We start from the raw sequence: 18,330 nt of genomic DNA on the forward strand, positions 1-18,330 counted from the left end.
GGAAAAAACCTTCGACGCGAACGGCCGGTGCCCCGGCCGGGCGGGACCACGAGGGGTCCGCAGCCCGGCCGGGGCACCGGCCGTCGTACGTCGTCCTGCGCCGGCCGCCACCGGCGGCGGGTCACTTCTTGCCGGGCCCCTTGGCGTCGCCGGAGTCGGAGGAGAGCGCGGCGATGAAGGCCTCCTGCGGGACTTCCACCCGGCCCACCATCTTCATCCGCTTCTTGCCCTCCTTCTGCTTCTCCAGCAGCTTGCGCTTACGGCTGATGTCACCGCCGTAGCACTTGGCGAGCACGTCCTTGCGGATCGCCCGGATGGTCTCCCGGGCGATCACCCGGCTGCCGATCGCCGCCTGGATCGGCACCTCGAACTGCTGGCGCGGGATCAGGTTGCGCAGCTTCGTGGCGATGGTGACCCCGTAGTTGTACGCCTTGTCCTTGTGCACGATCGCGCTGAACGCGTCCACGGGCTCGCCGTGCAGCAGGATGTCGACCTTCACCAGGTCGGACGCCTGCTCGCCGGAGGGCTCGTAGTCCAGCGAGGCGTAGCCCTTGGTGCGGCTCTTCAACTGGTCGAAGAAGTCGAAGATGATCTCCGCGAGGGGCAGCGTGTAGCGCAGTTCGACCCGGTCGGCGGAGAGGTAGTCCATGCCGAGCAGGCTGCCCCGGCGGCCCTGGCAGAGCTCCATCACCGCGCCGACGTAGTCGTTCGGGGTGAGCACCGTGGCGCGCACGACCGGCTCGTACACCTCGGCGATCTTGCCCGTGGGGTACTCGCTCGGGTTCGTCACGACGATCTCCTCGCCGTCCTCGGTGATGGCCCGGTAGACCACGTTCGGGGCGGTGGAGATGAGGTCGAGGTTGTACTCGCGCTCCAGCCGCTCCCGGATGATCTCCAGGTGCAGCAGGCCGAGGAAGCCGCACCGGAAGCCGAAGCCGAGCGCGCCGGACGTCTCCGGCTCGTAGTCGAGCGCGGCGTCGTTGAGCTTGAGCTTGTCCAGCGCCTCGCGCAGGTTGGGGTAGTCGGAGCCGTCGATCGGGTAGAGGCCCGAGTAGACCATCGGCTTCGGGTCCTTGTAGCCGCCGAGGGCCTCCTTCGCCGGCCGCGAGTTGATGGTGATCGTGTCACCCACCCGGGACTGGCGGACGTCCTTCACGCCGGTGATCAGGTAACCCACCTCGCCGACGCCGAGCGCGTCGGCCTTCACCATCTCGGGCGAGATGACGCCGATCTCCAGCAGCTCGTGCACGGCGGCGGTGGACATCATCTTGATCCGGTCGCGGGCGCTGATCCGCCCGTCGATGACCCGGACGTAGGTGACCACGCCCCGGTAGACGTCGTAGACCGAGTCGAAGATCATGGCGCGGGCGGACGCCTCCGCGTCGCCGATCGGGGGCTTGAACTGCCGGACGATCTCGTCGAGCAGGTACGGCACACCCTCACCGGTCTTACCGGAGACCCGGATGCAGTCCGCCGGGTCGCCGCCGATGAGGTGCGCCAGCTCCTCGGCGTACTTCTCCGGCTGGGCGGCCGGCAGGTCGATCTTGTTGAGCACCGGGATGACGTGCAGGTCGTTCTCGAGCGCCAGGTAGAGGTTCGCCAGGGTCTGCGCCTCGATGCCCTGCGCGGCGTCGACCAGCAGGACCGCGCCCTCGCAGGCGGCCAGCGACCGGGACACCTCGTAGGTGAAGTCGACGTGGCCCGGGGTGTCGATCATGTTGAGCACGGCGGTCTCGCCGGTCCGGTCGCCCTCCCGGATGGTCCAGGGCATCCGGACGGCCTGGCTCTTGATCGTGATGCCGCGCTCGCGCTCGATGTCCATCCGGTCGAGGTACTGCGCACGCATCTGCCGGGGGTCGACCACGCCGGTGAGCTGCAACATCCGGTCGGCCAGGGTCGACTTCCCGTGGTCGATGTGGGCGATGATGCAGAAGTTCCGGATGCGCGCCGGGTCGGTGGCACCAGGAGCGTTCGCGCCGGAATCGAGCGTCGGTGGCACAGCGGTCCGTTCTGGTCGGCTGACGTGAGCGGGCCGGCACGACGCCGGCCCCCTCTATGCTCCCACGTCGCCGCCGCGCGTCCGCTGTGCGGGCGATCCCCGCCGCGGGGAGCACCCCGGGAACGCCGCCCCGCGCGGGATCACGCCGACCGGTGCGGGCCCGGCCGGGTCACTCGGCGGGCGGCTCGACGAAGAGGGCGGCGAGCTTCGGCAGCCGCCGCTTCGCCTCCTCCTCGTCGTCGAAGTCCCAGAAGTCGTTCAGGTCCGGCACCGGTACCGGCGCCGGGTCCGCCGGCAGCTCGGCGGCGGTGGCCCGCCGGTACGCGTCCCACGGCACCGCGAGCATCTGCGCGGCCGAGAACTCCTCACCGCTGAGCGAGGCAGCCCTGACCTGCGGCAGCGCGGCCAGCGAGTCCGGGTCGGCGACGGCGCGCGCGAAGATTTCCCGGCCCTGGGTCATCAGCCAGCCCCGGAAGTGGTGGAAGCCCTCGTCGGACACGCCACCGTTGATCAGGTAGGCGGCGCCCCAGAGGTCGACCCGGTGCGAGGCCGACAGCACCCGCGCCTGGTGGCGGGCGTACCCGACGATGTCCTCCGGGGCGCGCTCGGCGAGCAGGGCGACGGCCCGCGCGGCGACCGCGTGCGGCTCTCCCCCGCCGTCGGCCCGGGCCCGGTCGATCAACTGCCAGAAGTCGTCGGTCCTCATGGCCTGGCAGTCTGGCAGACCGCGCCGCCGCCCCCGCCCCGCCACGGCACCACCCGGCGGGTCGCGGGCGCCGGGGCCGTGCCGGCACGGGCGGCGGGCGGCCCGGCGGCGTGACCTGACGCGCGCGGGCACCGGACGCCGTGGCGGCGCGGCGGGTGCGGCGCGGCGGGTGCGGCGCGGCGGGCGGCCCGGCAGCATGGTGGCGTGACGTCGACGTCCCCGCCGCCCGTGCCGTACCACGCGACCGCCCACCGGCCGCAGTGGGCGACGCTGCCGGCGGCGCTGCGTACCGCCATCGGCGACCGGCTCGGCGCGCCCGTGGTCGCCGCGCGGGTCGCCGGGGCCGGCTTCACCCGCGGCTTCGCCGCCGTGCTCCGCACCGCCGCCGGCGACCGGGCCTTCGTGAAGGCCGCGGCCACCGCCGAGCATCCGCGACTGGTCGACTGGTACGCCCGGGAGGCCGCGATCCTCGACCGGCTCCCGGCCGGGCTGCCATCGCCCCGCCCCCGGTGGACGCTGTACGAGGCGGGCTGGTTCGCGCTCTGCCTCGACGCCGTCGACGGGCACACGCCCCGGCTGCCCTGGGACGCGGCCGAGCTGACCGCGACCCTGACCGGGTACGCCGACGTCGCCGCCATGCTGGCCACCGCCCCGGCCGCACTGCTCGGGCTCGGGCCGCCCCACCTCGCCGACCTGGCCCGCGACGACATCCTCTGGTGGGGCGAGATTGTCGCCGGCCGGGAGCCGGCCCCGCCGCTCCCCGCGCCCATCCGGGACCGCCTGCCCGACCTGGTCACGCTGGAGTCCCGCCTCCCGGCGTACGCCGCCGGCGCGACCGGCCTGATCCACGGCGACCTGCGGCTGGACAACGTGCTCATCGACGGGGCGGGGCGGGCCTGGTTCTGCGACTGGACGTGGCTCTGCCAGGGGCCGGCCTGGTTCGACCTGGTCACCCTGCTGCTCACCGCGTACGCCGACGGTCTCGACGCCGACGCGCTCTTCGTCCGGCACCCGGCGTCGGCGGGCGCGCCCCCCGACGCCCTGGACGCCACCCTCGCCGCCCTGTCCGGTTACTTCCTCACCACCGCCGCCTCGGCGCCCGGAACCGCGTCGCCGCACCTGCCGGCGCACCAGCGGTGGAGCGGCGAACAGTCACTCGGCTGGCTCGCCCGCCGGCAGGGCTGGACCTGAGCGGAAGCCCGCCGGCCAGGGCGGAGACCGAGCCGTTTTGGCTCGTCCCGGGCGACCTGGTAACCTGGCTCTTCGCGCAGCGATGACGCATGCTCGTCGCGCGCGGAAGCAGACCAACCCGAGCTATCAAGACGAGGCTGTCGCGTGGCGAACATCAAGTCCCAGATCAAGCGCAACCGGCAGAACGAGAAGCGCCGGCTGCGTAACAAGTCGGTCAAGTCGTCGCTGAAGACCGCCGTCCGGAAGTTCAACGAGGCCGCTGAGGCCGGTGACGTCGAGAAGGCCACCATCCTCATGCGGGACGCGTCGCGCAAGCTGGACAAGGCGGTCAGCAAGGGCGTGATCCACTCGAACCAGGCCGCGAACCGCAAGTCCGCGATCGCCAAGCGCGTGGTGGCGCTCTCCGCCTGACGAGGCGACCTGAAGACCTGACCGGAAGCCCCGGGCCCGCCCCGGGGCTTCCGGCTGTCTGCGTTTCACGCCGCTCCCGCTGGTCCTAACGGTGCGCTACAGCTCTCCATGGCGCGCCGTCAGTCGCTGCGGCTCCCGTGGCTCACTGTCGTTCGCTGCGGCCGCCCGCCGTTCGCTGTGGCTCCCAGTCGTCCGCACGCCGGATCTTGGCGAAAACGGGCCCCCATCAGGGCCATTCCTTCCAAGGTCTCAAGCGGGGCGACCCCGGGTGGGCCGTCGGACTGCTGGGTACCCAGCGATCGCCGGGTCGGTCGTCGCCGTGCCCGGCCTTCGGCCGGCTGCCGGGCGTCAGCCCAGCGGATCCGGGTGGGCGCGCTGCGGGCCGAACTCGGCGTCCGCGCGGCCACCGTCGCGCTCCCCCGTGCCGTGCCGCGGATGAGGGTGCACCTGTCGGTCGCCCACGACCCGGGCGCCGCGCGGCGCCGACGACACGGTGACGACGACGCCCGGCACGCTGTGCCTGACCCAGTCGACCCTGGCCCGCCCGACCACGGGCTCCATCTGCTGGCGGAAGCGGTCCCGTTCCTGCTCGGGTACGAGGGCGGCGGACCGGACCACCGCCGCGGCCACCATGTCGTTGAGCTTCACCATGGCGGCCACCGTGGCGGGCAGGATGAGCACCGCCCACCAGGTGACCAGCTCGGCGAGGGCGAGCAGCGCGGCGAGCGCGACGGCGCCCTCGAAGAAGAGGAAGCAGAGCACCCCGCCCGGGTTGACGAAACGCAGCCCGAGTACGCGCGCGTAGAGCGGACGGTAACGCTCCTCGTCGGCGGGGATCGTGGCCCACGAGCCGCGGGGCGATCCGCTCACCGGGCGCCACCCTGCCGGGCGGCGGCGACCGAGAAGACGGCCCGCTCCAGCGCGTACGCGCGGTCGTCGGAGCCGCCCTTGACGGCCGCGTTGCACTCGGCGGCGGCCCGCATCGCCTGGACCAGGCCCTCGGGCGTCCAGCCACGGGCCCGCTGCTGGGCGGACCTGACCTTCCACGCCGGCATGCCGAGGGTGCTCGCCAACTGGAAGGGGTCGCCCCGCCCGGCGGACGCGACCCGGGCCACGGTGCGGACGCCGTCGGCGATCGCGTCGGCGATCGGCACCGGGTCGACCCCCACGTGCAGCGCCCAGCGCAGCGCCTCCAGCGCCGCGGGCACGTCGCCCACCATCGCGGCGTCGGCGACGGTGAAGCCGGTCACCTCGACCCGGCCCCGGTAGTAGCGGGAGACCGTGTCGGCGCCGATCCGGCCGTCGGTGTCGGCCATCAACTGGGAGCAGGCGGCAGCCAGCTCGCGCAGGTCGTTGCCGACCGCCGCGATCAGCGCCTCGGCGGCGTCGTCGGTGCACTTGCCGCCGGCCCGGCGGATCTCGTCGCGGACGAAGGCCACCCGCTCACGGTGCCCCTTCAGCTTGGCCGCCGGCACCACCGTCGCGCCGGCCGCCTTCAGCCCGTCGGCGAACGCCTTGCCCTTGGCCGCGCCGAGGTGCAGCACGACCAACTGCACGTCCGGGTCGGGGTTCTTCGCGTACGCCAGCAGGGCCGCCACCAGGTCCTTGCGGGCGTCCTGGCCGGCGCGCAGCACCAGCACCCGCCGCCCGCCGAAGAGGGAGGGGCTGAGCATCTCGGCGATCTCGCCGACGAGGAGTGCGCCGGCCTGGTATTCGCGGACGTCCACGTCGGGGTCGACGGCGCGCGCCTTGGCGACGGCTTCGGTGACCGCGCGCGTGGCGAGCAGCTCCTCGTCGCCGAGGACGAGCAGAATAGGAGCGAGGCTGGCGGCGGTCACGCCGCCCATATTCGCACGGCCGGCGGCCTGATCCAGTCTGCTCGTCGGCACTCCGGCGGCGGAGCCCGCACTCAGTGCAAATCCAGACATTCGCCTCAGTCCACCGCTAAAGCCGATAATCGGCATCGATTCCTACGGCCGCCTGCCGGGTGGCGTGCCGCGCGTCACCACCCCGAGGCCGGTCCCGCCGAGCACCGCCGCCACGTCCCCCTCCGTGTCCGTACGCAGCACCCGCGCCCCGCCCCGGGCCAGCCGCCCGAGCACCGCCGGATTGGGGTGCCCGTAGGCGTTGCCCGTCCCCACCGGCACGAGGGCGATCCGGGGCCGGACCGCGTCCAGGAAGGCCGGGTCCTGGTAGGCCGATCCGTGGTGCGCGACCTTCAGCACCTCGGCCCGCAGGCCGCCCGGCGCCGTGTCGTCCAGCAGCGCCCGCTGCTCCTCGGTCTCGGCGTCCCCCGCGAGCAGGATCCGTACGCCGGAGACGGTGGCGAGCAGCATCAGCGAGTTGTTGTTGGGATCCGACCGGGTGCCGCGCAACGGACGGGACGGGCCGATGACGGTGAACTCGACGCCACCCTCCCGGTACCGCCAGCCGGCCGCGCCCGCCACCACGTCGACGGAGTGCGCCGCGGCCTCGGCCAGGACGAGTCCCCGCCCGGCGGCGGGCTCCGGCCATTGCGGTGTGAGTACCGCGCCCACGGGCCGGTTCCGGAACACGCCCGCGACGCCGCCGGTGTGGTCGACGTGGAAGTGGCTGATGACCAGCAGCGCGACCTCCCGTACGCCCAGCCGCCGCAGGCAGCCGTCCGCCGCCCCCGGGTCCGGCCCGGCGTCGACGACCACCGCCCGGCCGGCCGCCACCGGCAGCACCACGGTGTCGCCCTGGCCGACCGCGCAGGCGGCGACCACCCACCCGGCCGGGGGCCAGCCGGGGGCGGCCAGTCGTACGGGCAGCGTGCCGGCCACCACGGCGACGACGACCACCGCCACCAACCGGCGGACCACCGGGTGCCGGGTAGCGACGAGCAGCGCGACGGTCAGCCCGGCCAGCAGCAGGGCGCCCGTCGCCCCGCCCGGCCACGGCAGCGTGCCCGCCGGCAGCCGCGCCCCGTGCCGTGCCACCGTGACCAGCCACCAGGCCGGCCAACTGGCCAGCCACGCCAGGAACTCCGCCCCGGCCGGCCAGAGGGGCGACACCGCCGCCGCCAGCACGCCGAGCACCGTGGCGGGCGCGATGGCCGGCACCGCGAGCAGGTTCGCCGGCACCGCGACCAGGCTCACCGTGCCCGAGATCCCGGCCACCACCGGGGCGCAGGCGAGCTGCGCGGCGGCTGGTACGGCCAGCGCCTCGGCGAGCCCGGCCGGCACCCCCCGACGCCGCAGCCCGTCGCGCCACCTCGGGGCGAGCAGCAGCAGGCCGCCGGTGGCGAGCACGGAGAGCGCGAAACCGGCGTCGCCGGCCAGCTCCGGGTCGACCAGCACCAGCACGGTCACCCCGGCGGAGAGGGCGGGCAGTGCCGCCCGTGGACGCCCGGCCGCCAACGCGGCCAGCCCGATGGCGCCCATGGTGGCGGCCCGCACCACGCTCGGCGAGGGCCGGACCAGGATGACGAAGCCCACCAGGGCCAGCCCGCAGAGCCCGGCGGCCAGCCAGGGCCCGGCCCGTGCCCAGCGGACCAGCAGCAGCACCGCCCCGACGACGATGGCCACGTTGGAGCCGGAGACCGCGTTCAGGTGGGTCATGCCGGTGGTCAGGAAGTCTTCCTCCACGGCCGGGTCGAGCCGGCTGGTGTCGCCCACCACCAGCCCCGGCAACAGCCCACCTGGCTCGTCGGGCAGTGGCACGCAGGCCCGTTGCAGACCGGCGCGCAGTGAGCCGGCGGCCCGCTGCGCCCAGGATGGTTGGCCGACGCGCACCGGGGCAGCGTTGGCGGACAACACGCCTGCGGTCAGGTCACCACCTCGGGGCGCACCGAGGCGGCCCGTGGTCCTGATCCGTTGGCCGGGCAGCAGGCCCCGCCAGGCCGGATCGCTGGCGAGTACGAGAATCCGGGCCGGTACCGCCACCCGTTGCTGGTCGGGCCCGCGCAGCCAGGTCAGCTCGGCGGAGAGCAGGTATACCGGTGGGCGACCGGTGGCACCGGCGACCGCGCGCGGATCGTCACGGACGAGCAGCTCGGCGGTGACGCTGGCACGCTCCCGGACCAGCTCGGCGATCGGGGCGGCGTCGCGCACCACCATCCGGGCGCCGGTGGCCGCGGCCCCGCATACGACGCCGAGCAGCACCGCGATGACCAGCCAACGGTGGCGTTCGACCAGCCGGTCGGCCGCACCGGCACGGTCAGCGCGATTGGATCTCCCCCCGGCACGGTCGGGTGTCGCCCACAGGCCGTGGCTCAGGTATCCGTAGCCGGCGATCGCCCCGACCGCGGCAAGCAGCGCCATCGCCACCGTGACGGGAACGGACAGGTGCAGCCCGGCCAGCGCGGACAGCCAGGTGGCCAGGGCGAGCCCGGCCAGTCGCAGATCCGGCGGCTGCCGGCCTGCGATCACCCGCACCCCGGACACTGAGCCGCCGGCTGTCGACGTCACACCGTCACCAGGTCTTTGAGCTGCTCATAGCGGGTGTCGCCGATGCCGTCGACCTGCCGCAGGTCGCTCACCGGTCGGAACGCCCCGCGCTTGGCCCGATGGTCGAGGATGCGCTGCGCCAGCACCGGTCCCACCCCGGGCACTCCGGCCCGGGGTTCCGACACATCGGACGGGACGGCCGCACCGGATTCGGCGACGGAGGTGGTCGCCGTTACGGGGTCGGCCTGCGGGCGGGAACTCCACGCCCAGCCAGCGGCGCCGAGCACCACCACCGCGGCGAGCGCCTTGACGCCTCGCCGACCTGGATCGCAGGCCCCCGGACCAGGCAGCCGGGATGGTGTGACCGTCGGAATGCCGTCCTCGGGCGACGGTAGACCGTCGGTTGGTCGAAACCCCGCGGCCGGCGGCACGGCAGGCAGGGGCGTGACCGACCCGGACCCGATCGGCTGAGGCACCGCCGGCCGAGGCACCACGGGTCGTGGCACCGCCGGTGGTGGCACCGCGCCGGCCCGGCCATCGAGCAGCCGGAACAGCGGCTGCCGTAACAGATTCTCGTCGTCATCGGACACGCGCCGTACGCTAGGCGCGCGACGGTGACCGACGTGTGTTCCTGACAACCACTTGTGGACAGCTCAGCGGTCTGTGGACAACGCCCTGATCAAGCCTCGGATGTGCTATGCCCTTCGACCTGGCCGGGAAGTTGCCCTCGCGTACCCGTACCGGGAACCATGCCTTTGATCCCCGTGCGGGATCGAGCCCCTGACCTTGACGTCGGCACCTACCGTCGCCAGTGCCACGCCGACCTACGGACTCCGCGCGTGGCGCTCGGGCACATGGGACGGCGGGAGGCCGGAATGAGGATGCGGTTTGGGAACGGCGGCGTGTGGATCCCGGCGCGCCGGGCCGCGGCTCGGGTGGCAATGGCCGCGGCGCTGGTGGCGGGTGCGCTGGTGGCGGTCGCGCCGCCGGCGAATGCCGGCCCGGCCCTCTACGGCTACGGCTACGTCTGGGCGAACGACTCGGACAGCACCCTGTGGATCCCCTACGTGCCCAGCTTGGGATACCAGGCCAACTCCAGCGGGGCGGCGAACACCGTGGTCCGGTTGAACACCGGCCAGTACGTCGTGACGTTGCCGAACCTCGGTCCGTTCGGTACGGCGATGGTCACCGCGTACGGGGGCGTTGCCACGCGGCCCGACGACCGGTGCAAGGTCCACGACTGGTTCCCGTTCGGGGGGGGGGGACAACCCCCGCGTGGAGTTGCACGTGCGCTGCTTCAACCGGTACGGCGTCGCGGTGGACTCACAGTTCACGGCGGCCTACACCAATCCGGCACCGGGCGCGGTGCAGCGCGGCGCATACGTGCGCAACGACGTGACCTCCGCACCGCTGGGCTCGTGGTACACGCCGACCCGGGAGTACCAGTACAACTCCCTGGGCGGCACGAACACGATCGTCCGGCAGGGGGTGGGTGACTACCGGGTCCGGCTGGCGGGGCTCGGCATTCCCTACGGCGACGGCTACCAACGGCAGGTACACGTGACGGCCTTCGGCTCTCCGTCGCCCGACCCCGCTGTCTGGTGCGCCTACGGTCGGGACTACCGCACCGATCCGTACGCCGACTTCCAGGTGCGGTGCTACAACTCCGCGGGCGTCGCAACGGACAGCCGGTTCATCCTCACCCACGTCGAGGGCAGTCACCTGTTCGCCTCGCTGAGCTCCCAGCACGTCGGTGTCGCAAAGGTCTACTGCAGCCCCGGCACCGCGTGCACCGTCGTCGGCTACGGCTTCAGCACGAACGGGCAGCCGGTCACGGTGCAGGACGTCGGCACCGGCGAGTTCGACGTGCGGGTGCCGCTCCCGCTCGCGGGCGGCACGGTGCAGGTCACGGGTGCCCCACAGAGGACCTCCCTGGGGCACTGCAAGGTGGCGTTCTGGCATCACCTCACCGGCATCCGGATCAGGTGCTATGACCACCGGGGTAACCGGTCGGACTCGGCGCTGGTCTGGCTCGGGTTCGCCCGGCCGGTCTGACCACCTGTCCGCGCCCCTCTCGACGGGCGGAGGCGCCGACCAGCACGCGGGCGGGGGTGGTGACCCGCCGCCCGTCCGGGCCGGTGAGCCCGGTCAGCTCGGCCGGTACGAGCAGGGTGGCCGGGCGCCCGGCGACGCCGCGTACGGGGCGGGGGTCGTCGCGGACGGCCAGGTCGGCGGTGACGACGGCGCGCTCCTCGACCAGGGCGCGGACCGGTCCGGCGTCGCGGACGGACAGCCGGGCGGCGGTCGCCGTCGCACCGCAGACCACGCCGAGCAGGACAGCGACGGCGATCCAGCCGTACCGCCGGACGGGGCCGGCCGGCCGCCCGAGGACGCCCGACAGGTGCAGCCCGCCCAGCCCTGCCGCCCCGGCAGCCACCGCCGCCAGCAGCAGGGTCCCGCCGACGGTCAGGTGCAGCCCGGCCAACGCCGCGAGCCAGGTGGCCACCGCCAGGCCGGCCAGCCGCAGGTCGATGGCCGCCGCGGCCCGCTCGCCCCCGGCGTCGACGCCAGCGGCTCCGGGGCCGGACGGGCCGGGCACCCCGCGCGCCGTCACACCGTCACCAGGTCCTTGAGCTGCTCGTAGCGGGCGTCGCCGATGCCGTCGACCTGGCGCAGGTCGCCGACCGAGCGGAAGCCGCCCTGCTGGTCGCGGTGGGTGAGGATGCGCTGGGCGAGCACCGGCCCGACGCCCGGCAGCGCGTCGAGCTGCGCCAGCGTCGCGGTGTTGAGGTTGAGCTTGCCCCCGGCACCGGGGGCCCCGGGTGCGCCGCCGGGCGCCGCCCCGGGCGGGGCGGCCGCGCCCGGCGGCGCGGTGACGCCGACCAGGATCAGCTCCCCGTCGGTGACCTTGCGGGCCGGATTGAGCAGGGCGACGTCCACCCCCGGCAACGCCCCGCCGGCCGCCGCCAAGGCGTCGGCGACCCGGGCGCCGGCCGGCACGCGGACCAGCCCGGGGCGGCGTACCTTGCCGGCGACCGCGACGACCAGCTCTCCGGCGTCGGTGGTGGTGGCTGGCTCCGCGAGGCCGGTCACCGCCGCCCCGGACGCCTCCGCCGTGGCCACCGGACGGACCGGCTCGGTCTGCGGCCGGGACCGCCACGCCCAGAAGCCGGCCCCGAGCACCACCAGCACCGCGACGGCGGCCAGCGCCCGTACCCCCCGCCGGCCCGGATCGAACGCCCCCGGACCCGGCAACCGGGACGCCGCGCCCAGGGCGCGGGCCGGCGGGTCGGGCTCCGGCAGCGCCGCCGCGCCGACCGGCGACGCCGGTGTGCGGGGCGGCAGCGCCACGACCGGCTCCGGCACCCCGACCGAGCCCGGACGATCTCCGGGCAGCCCGGCGGACCTCCGATGATCGCCGGACAGCCCGGCCGGCCCCTGACGGTCGACGGACGGCCCGGCGGGTTCACCGGGCCGTTCCAGGGGATCGGCGGGCCCGCCGGGGTGCGCCCGTACGGCGCTCGACGGCCGGCCCGCCATCAACCGGCGCAGTCGTTCCCGGACCACCGTCTCCTCGTCTTCTGACACGACGCGAAGCTAGGTCCGCGAGCCCGGGGCGCGCGGCCGGCCGAGGGCGGGCTGTGGATGACGGCGCCGCTTGTGGACAACCGCCTGATCATGCGGGTGATGTGCTAGGGCAGCGAATAATCGCAGCTCAACGCATAGGGAAAACTAGCGGTTGCTGGCGTCGAGGGCGGCCTGCTCCACCCGCCGACGGTGGTCCCGCCACCACGGCTCGTCAGCGGGTGGCAGGTTGTCGTTCCCGGGCAGCAGCCCGGCCGCGCCGTCGATCAGCTCGCGCACGATGTCCGCGTGGCCGGCGTGCCGTTGTGTCTCCGCGACGACGTGGACCAGGACCTGGTGCAGTGTGACCGCCGCATCGCCCCACCACGGCACCCGGCCGACGTCGTCGAGCGCGAGGGCTCCGATGGTGGTGTCGGCGTGGGAGCTGGCGCGACGGTACAACCCCACGATCTCTTCGCGGGTCTCGTCGGCGGTCGCCCACATGTCGGCACCGGTCTGGGCGGCGTCGCCGACGTACGGCAGCTCCTGCCCGAACGGCCGGGCGAACACGACGCCGAAGTAGAGGATCTCCATGGCCGCCGCGTGCTTCACCAGGCCGAGCAGGTTGGTTGCGGTCCGGGTCAGCGGGCGCCGGGCATCGTATTCGCTGAGCCCGTCGAGCTTCCACAGCAGCGCGTCACGGCCGCCCCTCAGGTAACCGTGCAGGTCGTCCTTCATCGGGTCACGATGGCATCCGGACGGGTGTCGGCGCTGCCCGCGTGATCGACGGAGATCGTGGACGACAGGACACCCTAGCCGCTGACCGGGGGCCGGCGGTGCACGACGACGCAGGCCAGGCCGGGCCCGGCGTGCGCGGCGACCACCGCGCCGGCCTCCGAGACGTACGAGTCGTGCAGCCGGTCGCCCAGCCGGGTCCGCAGCGTCTCCAGCAGCGCCTCGGCCCGCTGCGGCGCGGCGAGGTGGTGCACGGCCAGGTCGACCTCGGCGTCGCCGGCGGCCTCCACGGCCAGGTCGACCAGCCGCGCCACGCCCCGGCTGGCGGTCCGCACCTTGTCCTTGAGGACGATCGCGCCGTCCGGCATGTGCATGATCGGCTTGACCGACAGGGCGGTCCCGAGCAGCGCCTCGGCGGCACCGATGCGGCCGCCCCGGCGGAGGAACTCCAGGGTGTCGACGTAGAACCAGATGCTGGTGCGGGCGATGGCGTCGACGGCGGCGTCGCGTACGCCCGCCAGGTCCTTCCCCCGCTCGGCGGCCGTGGCGGCGGCGACGGCGGGGAAGCCGAGGCCCATGCCGGTCGAGCGGCTGTCGACCACGGCGACCCGGTCGTCGAAGCCGGCGGCGGCCAGCCGGGCGGCCTCGACGGTGCCGGAGAGCTCTGCCGACAGGTGCACCGAGACGATCCCGTCGGCGCCGGCGTCGAACAGCTCCCGGTACGTGCGGGCGAACTGCTCGGGCGCCGGGCGGGAGGTGCTCACCGAGACGCGCCGGCCGCCGAGCGCCCGGGTGGCGTCCTCCGGGGTGGTCTCCACCCCCTCCAGCCCCTCGGCGCCGTTGAGCACGACGGTCAGCGGCACCACCGTCAGCCGGTGGGCGCGCAGCAACTCGGACGGAAGGTAGGCGGTGGAGTCGGTGACGACCGCGACGGGCATGCCCGGCACGCTAGCCGATGTGGCCGGGGAACGCCGGGGTCAGACGGCCTCGGTGGCCGGCACGGTGATCAGGCCGACGTTGTGGGCGCGCAGGTGCCACCCCCGGACGTCGTCGTGGCGCAGCTCCGTCCAGTGGCAGTTCTGCAACGAGCCGATGGTGCGCAGCACGGCGTGCTCCCAGCCGAGCAGGTGGCCGCAGCCCTGCCGGGCCGCGCCGCCGTGGGTCGCCACCACCACGGTGCCGCCCGGCACGGCGTCGGCGGCGTCGGACAGGGCCGCGCCGACCCGCTTGCCGAGGTCGTCGAGGGTTTCGAGGCCGGCGCCCGGGTCCGGGTCGCCGGCCCGCCAGCGGGCGAACTCGTCGGGGTGGCGTTCGGCGGCCTCGGTGAGGGCGAGCCCCTGCCAGGAGCCGAAGTGCCGCTCCCGCAGCCGGGGGTCGGTGCGCACGGGCAGCCCGGTCAGCGCGGCCAGCGCGCCGGCGGTGTCCGCCGCGCGGCTCAGGTCGCTGGACACGATGGCGTCCGGCCGCAGGCCGGCGAGCAGGGGCGCGGCGCTGCGGGCCTGCTCGCGGCCGAGGTCGTTCAGCGGTACGTCGGTCTGCCCCTGGACCCGGCTGGCGGCGTTCCAGTCGGTGTTGCCGTGCCGCCAGATGATCAGGCGGGTCATTCCGCGGTGGTGGAGCCGGTGCCGGACTCTGCGTCGACGAGGTCGCGGTCGACGAACGGGATCGTCGGGCAGTCCTTCCACAACCGGTCGAGGGCGTAGAACTCGCGCTCCTCGGTGTGCTGGACGTGCACCACGATGTCGACGTAGTCGAGCAGCACCCACCGGCCGCCCCGCTCGCCCTCGCGCCGGACCGGCTTGGCCTTCTCCGGCAGCTCGAGCAGCCGCTCCTCGATGGCATCGACGATGGCGAGCACCTGACGCTCGTTGGGAGCCGCGGCGAGCAGGAACGCGTCGGTGATGGCGAGCTGGTCGCCCACGTCGATGATGACGATGTCCTGCGCCTTCTTGTCGGCCGCGGCCTGGGCGGCGGCGAGAGCCAACTCGTGGGCGCGTTCGGAAATTGTCACCGTTCTCCTTCGATCAACCGTGCGATCCTCCAAGCGTCTCATACCCGGTGGAATCCCGACTCGTCAGTTCTGGCGCGTTACCCGCCCGAACCACCCCAGACCGGGGCGAATCACGACTGATAGAGGCGCCGCTTGGCGATGTACTGCACCACACCGTCCGGCACCAGATACCAGACCGGCTCCCCCCTGGCGACCCGGGCCCGGCAGTCCGTGGACGAGATGGCCATGGCCGGGACCTGCACCAGGCTCACCGTGTCGGCCGGCAGGTGCGCGTCGGTCAGCTCGAAGCCCGGCCGGGTCACCCCGATGAAGTGGGCCAGCTCGAAGATCTCGTCCAGGTCCTTCCAGGAGAGGATCCGCTCCAGCGCGTCCGCCCCGGTGATGAAGTACAGCTGCACCTTCGGGCCGTACTCGGCGTGCAGGTCGCGCAGGGTGTCGACCGTGTAGGTGGGCCCGCCCCGGTCGATGTCGACACGGCTGACCTGGAAGCGTGGGTTGGAGGCGGTCGCGATGACCGTCATCAGGTAGCGGTCCTCCGCCGGGCTGACCGGCTCGTCCGCCTTCTGCCACGGCTGACCGGTGGGGACGAAGACCACCTCGTCCAGCCCGAACCGGTCCGCCACCTCGCTGGCCGCGACGAGGTGCCCGTGGTGGATCGGGTCGAAGGTGCCGCCCATGATCCCGACCCGCCGGATGTCTTCCTCCACCCCGCGATCCTAGGCCGGACGGAACCGGCGACCGCCCGGGGTCGCCGGACCGTCCCGTCCGGCGGACGGCGTCAGGCCGCCGCCGCGGCGACCGCCGTCCGGGCGACGAGGGCGCGGCGCAGGTCGTCGTCGGCGTCGGTCACGACCCGGCGCAGGCCGGGGGTGACGTCGTCGCGGGCCAGCAGCGCCGCGGCCGCCTCCCGGGTGGGCTGCGCCACGGCGTAGCGGGGGAAGGCCAGCTTCGCGACCTGGTCGGCCACCCAGGGCGTACGCGACCGCGCGGCGGCCGGCATCTCGGCGAAGTAGCGCGCCACGTAGCCGGCCGTCAGCTCGGCCTGCTCGGGCTGCCAGAACCCCTCCGCGGTCGCCTCGACGAGCCGGTTGGACAGCTCGGTGTTCGACACGACGATCTCCCACGCGGCCCGCTTGGCGGCCGGGTCGGGCAGTGCCGCGCGGCAGCGGGCGGCTCGCTCGGCGCCGGCGGCGCTCGGGTCGGCCGTGGCCTCGGCGGCGATCTCCGCCGCGCCGGCCGCGCCGAGCACCACCAGCCGGAGCAGCAGCGCCCAGCGCAGTTCGGCGTCGACCGCCAGCCCCGGCGGGACGTCCCGGCCGGCGAGCCAGCCGGCCAGGCCCTCCGCGTCGGTGCTGGCGGCGATCCAGCCCCGGGCCGCCGCGAGCTGGAGCGAGCCGCCGGCCGGGGCCCCGTCGAGCAGTCTCCGGCAGGCGGCGGCGACCTGCGCCAGCGCGGCCTCGCGGGCGGACGGGTCGAGGTAGCGGTCGACCAGCGAGCGGCTGAGCGCGAGCACGTCCTCGGCGATGATCACCTCGGTCTCGGCGGGGAGAGCGGCGGCGATCAGGGCCACCAGGCCGGCGACCGGACGCTCCCCGTCGGTGGCGGCGTCCAGGGCCTCGCCCCAGAGCAGCGCCCGGGCCAGCGGGTCGGCCAGGCCGGGCAGCACCAGCGGCACGGCGTCCGCCGAGGCGGGGTCCAGCCGGATCTTGGCGAACGTCAGGTCGCCGTCGTTGGGCAGCAGCAGCCGGGCCGCCGGCTCGCCGGCCAGCCCGGTCAGCACCGTCCGGCCGCCGTCGGCGTCCGGGTCGAGGTCGACCTCGACCCGGGCGACGGACCCGTCGGCGGCGTACCGGCCGACGCCGATGCGGTGCGGGCGCAGCACCGGGTGCGAGTCGGGGGCGCTCTGCCCGATCGCCACCTCGGTGTAGCGGCCCTCGGCGTCGACGGTGACCTCGGCGCGCAGCGTGTCGACCTGCGCCGAGCGCAGCCAGCGCTCCGCCCAGCCGGACAGGTCGCGCCCGGCCGAGGTGGCGAGGCTGCCGAGCAGGTCGGCCAGGGTGGCGTTGCCGAAGCGGTGCTTCGCGAAGTGGGCGTTGAGGCCGGCGAGGAAGGCGTCGTCGCCGAGCCAGGCGACGAGCTGGCGCAGGACGCTGGCGCCCTTGGCGTACGAGATGCCGTCGAAGTTGAGCAGGCCCTCGGCGGCGTCGGCGACCTCCTCGGGGGCCACCGGGTGGGTCGAGGGGCGCTGGTCGGCCGCGTAGCCCCAGGCCTTTCGTCGCAGGGCGAAGGTCGTCCAGGCCCGGTCGAAGCGGGTCGCCTCGGCGGTCACCCGGGTGCCGAGGTACTCCGCGAAGGACTCGTTCAGCCACAGGTCGTCCCACCAGCGCATGGTGACCAGGTCGCCGAACCACATGTGCGCCATCTCGTGGGCGATGGTCGTGGCGCGCTGCTCCCGCTCGGTGTCGGTGACGGCCGAGCGGAAGACGTAGTCGTCGCGGAAGGTGACCAGCCCCGGGTTCTCCATGGCGCCGGCGTTGAACTCCGGCACGAACGCCTGGTCGTACTTGCCGAACGGGTAGCGCTCGGCGAAGAGCTGGTGGAACCGGTCGAGGCACTGCCCGGTGACGGTGAGGATCTCCTCGGCGTCGGCGTCCAGGTGCTCCGCCAGCGAGCGCCGGCAGTAGACGCCGAGCGGGATGCCGTCGTGCTCGCCGCGCCGGACGTGCCAGGGACCGGCGATCAGCGAGACGAAGTACGTGGCCAGCGGCGCCGTCGGGGCGAACTCCCAGCGCCCGGGACGCGGGGTGGCGGCGAGCTGGCCGTTGGCCGCGACGACCCAGTGCGGCGGGGCGGTGACCGACAGGGTGACCGGGGCCTTGAGGTCGGGCTGGTCGAAGGCGGCGAAGATGCGCTGCGCATTGTCCAGGAAGGACATCGCGTAGAGGTAGGTCTCGCCGTCGGCCGGGTCGACGAAGCGGTGCATCCCCTCGCCGGTGTTCGAGTACGCCATCTCGGCGGAGACGGTGAGCGTGTTGGTCGCGGCGAGCCCGGTCAGCGGCAGCCGGTTGTCGACCAGCGTGGCCGGGTCGACGTCGCGGTCGTCGAGGCGTACGGCCAGCAGTTTCGCGGGCTGGACCTCGACGAAGGTCTGCGCGCCGGGGACCGCCCGGAAGCGGATGGTGACGTCGGAACGGAAGCGCTCGCCGCCGCCGGTCAGGTCGAGGTCCACCTGATAGGACTCGACGGTGATCGCCGCGCCACGCGCGGTCGCCTCTACACGGGTCAGGCTCGGCATCCGCTTATC

General features: G+C 74.2%; 17 protein-coding genes and 1 pseudogene. 3 read left to right on the forward strand and 15 right to left on the reverse strand.

Annotation, left to right across the window (positions count from 1 at the left end; genetic code table 11):
* Positions 1-121: 121 nt before the first annotated feature.
* Together lepA and CLT72_RS14850 are read right to left on the reverse strand one after the other, a co-directional pair.
* Positions 122-1,999 (reverse strand): translation elongation factor 4, encoded by a 1,878-nt coding sequence (gene lepA / locus CLT72_RS14845; RefSeq protein ID WP_101412372.1) that lies wholly within the window; start codon positions 1,997-1,999, stop codon positions 122-124.
* Positions 2,000-2,168: 169 nt separating this feature from the next.
* The gene (locus tag CLT72_RS14850) at positions 2,169-2,705 is read right to left on the reverse strand and encodes a DUF4240 domain-containing protein (RefSeq protein WP_101412373.1); all 537 of its coding nucleotides are present in this window, start codon (positions 2,703-2,705) and stop codon (positions 2,169-2,171) included.
* 204 nt (positions 2,706-2,909) lie between these two features.
* On the opposite strand from CLT72_RS14850, the gene CLT72_RS14855 reads away from it, so the two are divergent.
* Together CLT72_RS14855 and rpsT are read left to right on the forward strand one after the other, a co-directional pair.
* Entirely contained in the window at positions 2,910-3,896 is a 987-nt protein-coding gene (locus tag CLT72_RS14855) for a phosphotransferase (RefSeq protein WP_101412374.1), read from the forward strand.
* 144 nt (positions 3,897-4,040) lie between these two features.
* On the forward strand, positions 4,041-4,307 hold the full coding sequence (rpsT, locus tag CLT72_RS14860; protein WP_101412375.1) for a 30S ribosomal protein S20: 267 nt from the start codon (positions 4,041-4,043) through the stop codon (positions 4,305-4,307).
* Between the two features lie 348 nt (positions 4,308-4,655).
* Here rpsT and CLT72_RS14865 read toward each other — a convergent pair whose 3' ends face one another.
* From CLT72_RS14865 to CLT72_RS31950, 5 genes are all read right to left on the reverse strand, one after another.
* Entirely contained in the window at positions 4,656-5,177 is a 522-nt protein-coding gene (locus CLT72_RS14865; protein WP_250102081.1) for a hypothetical protein, read from the reverse strand.
* Positions 5,174-6,154 (reverse strand): DNA polymerase III subunit delta, encoded by a 981-nt coding sequence (gene holA, locus CLT72_RS14870; RefSeq protein ID WP_101412376.1) that lies wholly within the window; start codon positions 6,152-6,154, stop codon positions 5,174-5,176. The genes CLT72_RS14865 and holA overlap by 4 nt, the downstream gene beginning before the upstream one ends.
* 123 nt (positions 6,155-6,277) lie before the next feature.
* The gene (locus tag CLT72_RS14875) at positions 6,278-8,713 is read right to left on the reverse strand and encodes a ComEC/Rec2 family competence protein (RefSeq protein ID WP_486484378.1); all 2,436 of its coding nucleotides are present in this window, start codon (positions 8,711-8,713) and stop codon (positions 6,278-6,280) included.
* Between the two features lie 20 nt (positions 8,714-8,733).
* Positions 8,734-9,306: a ComEA family DNA-binding protein gene (locus CLT72_RS14880; RefSeq protein WP_101412377.1), complete on the reverse strand. Its 573-nt coding sequence runs from the start codon at positions 9,304-9,306 to the stop codon at positions 8,734-8,736.
* Positions 9,307-9,779: 473 nt separating this feature from the next.
* The gene (locus CLT72_RS31950; protein WP_158242032.1) at positions 9,780-9,926 is read right to left on the reverse strand and encodes a hypothetical protein; all 147 of its coding nucleotides are present in this window, start codon (positions 9,924-9,926) and stop codon (positions 9,780-9,782) included.
* 65 nt (positions 9,927-9,991) lie between these two features.
* Here CLT72_RS31950 and CLT72_RS14885 point away from each other — a divergent pair, with 65 nt between their 5' ends.
* Positions 9,992-10,771, forward strand: coding sequence for a hypothetical protein (locus CLT72_RS14885; protein ID WP_101412378.1), 780 nt, complete (start codon positions 9,992-9,994; stop codon positions 10,769-10,771).
* On the opposite strand, the pseudogene CLT72_RS14890 reads toward CLT72_RS14885, so the two are convergent.
* The 8 genes and pseudogenes from CLT72_RS14890 to pepN form a co-directional block, all read right to left on the reverse strand.
* A pseudogene (locus CLT72_RS14890) lies at positions 10,710-11,330 on the reverse strand (ComEC/Rec2 family competence protein); the annotation flags it as partial. The gene CLT72_RS14885 and the pseudogene CLT72_RS14890 overlap by 62 nt on opposite strands.
* A complete protein-coding gene (locus tag CLT72_RS14895) occupies positions 11,327-12,304 on the reverse strand; it encodes a ComEA family DNA-binding protein (RefSeq protein WP_101412380.1) in 978 nt (325 codons plus the stop codon). The pseudogene CLT72_RS14890 and the gene CLT72_RS14895, both read right to left, overlap by 4 nt.
* A 144-nt stretch (positions 12,305-12,448) precedes the next feature.
* Positions 12,449-13,018 carry a DinB family protein gene (locus CLT72_RS14900; RefSeq protein WP_101412381.1) on the reverse strand — a complete coding sequence of 190 codons (570 nt, stop codon included), beginning with the start codon at positions 13,016-13,018 and terminating at the stop codon, positions 12,449-12,451.
* 74 nt (positions 13,019-13,092) lie between these two features.
* Positions 13,093-13,953, reverse strand: a complete 861-nt coding sequence (locus CLT72_RS14905; RefSeq protein WP_101415175.1) for a DegV family protein — start codon at positions 13,951-13,953, stop codon at positions 13,093-13,095.
* A 39-nt stretch (positions 13,954-13,992) separates the two neighbouring features.
* On the reverse strand, positions 13,993-14,619 hold the full coding sequence (locus CLT72_RS14910; RefSeq protein WP_101412382.1) for a histidine phosphatase family protein: 627 nt from the start codon (positions 14,617-14,619) through the stop codon (positions 13,993-13,995).
* Entirely contained in the window at positions 14,616-15,026 is a 411-nt protein-coding gene (gene rsfS, locus CLT72_RS14915; protein ID WP_101412383.1) for a ribosome silencing factor, read from the reverse strand. Before rsfS ends, CLT72_RS14910 begins: the two co-directional genes overlap by 4 nt.
* Positions 15,027-15,136: 110 nt before the next feature.
* Positions 15,137-15,733 (reverse strand): nicotinate-nucleotide adenylyltransferase, encoded by a 597-nt coding sequence (gene nadD / locus CLT72_RS14920; RefSeq protein ID WP_088998869.1) that lies wholly within the window; start codon positions 15,731-15,733, stop codon positions 15,137-15,139.
* Between the two features lie 71 nt (positions 15,734-15,804).
* Positions 15,805-18,321: an aminopeptidase N gene (gene pepN / locus CLT72_RS14925; RefSeq protein ID WP_101412384.1), complete on the reverse strand. Its 2,517-nt coding sequence runs from the start codon at positions 18,319-18,321 to the stop codon at positions 15,805-15,807.
* Between the last annotated feature and the right edge of the window lie 9 nt (positions 18,322-18,330).

The sequence above is a fragment of the Micromonospora sp. CNZ309 genome (assembly GCF_002846525.1).